General features: G+C 48.1%; 1 pseudogene. It reads right to left on the reverse strand.

From position 1 onward, the window contains the following. Nucleotides 1-646 (reverse strand): annotated as a pseudogene (locus FD23_RS08775) (RNA-guided endonuclease TnpB family protein); the annotation flags it as partial.

A 646-nucleotide genomic window follows, 5' to 3' on the forward strand; every position in this document is an offset into this window, starting at 1 on the left:
CTTCTTTGAATCATTGCTGTAACGCTTGCTAGAGATCAGCTTATGAACTTCAAGGCGCTGCTTGATGCGGTCAAGCACCACTGTGATATCGCCGGTGCGTGGATAACTCCACGGGCTGGTCATCTCCACAGAAAACTGCTTTCTAGGCACGTCTGAACTGAATGAAAAAGCATTTCCTTCAAATGCCCAATTCAAGTCACACTTCATGCTAGAGCCAAGCCTGCCCGACTTCCGTGCCCGGTAGTGGTAGCGGTACGTAATCCGGCGCAGGTAGCTGTGCGCTTGCTTGATTTGTTTGTGTTTCAGCTTAGTTTCAATCTCTGCAAGAGCTTCGGCGTATTCTTCCGGCAGCTCAATTGGCTTGTGAAGAAGAACAGCTTGCCATGCGCTCTTAAATTTCAAGATAAAGAACAGAAGGTGGCGCTGATCTGCAGAAAGATTTTCATTTCCTTGAATCAGCTTCTTCAAACGGTTAGCCAGATTCGACCACATGCTTTTTATGTTGGCACATGCCTCACGGAGAGCACCAACCCAGTGCTTGGTCTGAAAATTGTAGACTGTTTCCAGCTTGCCTTTTGAGCCTTTAACCGGCTTGTCCCACTTGCGAACTTGGTTACGCAGAGCCTGCCAGTTATTAACCGCTAGC

Source organism: Lactobacillus delbrueckii subsp. delbrueckii DSM 20074 = JCM 1012 (assembly GCF_001433875.1).
GTDB classification, from domain to species: Bacteria; Bacillota; Bacilli; order Lactobacillales; family Lactobacillaceae; genus Lactobacillus; species Lactobacillus delbrueckii.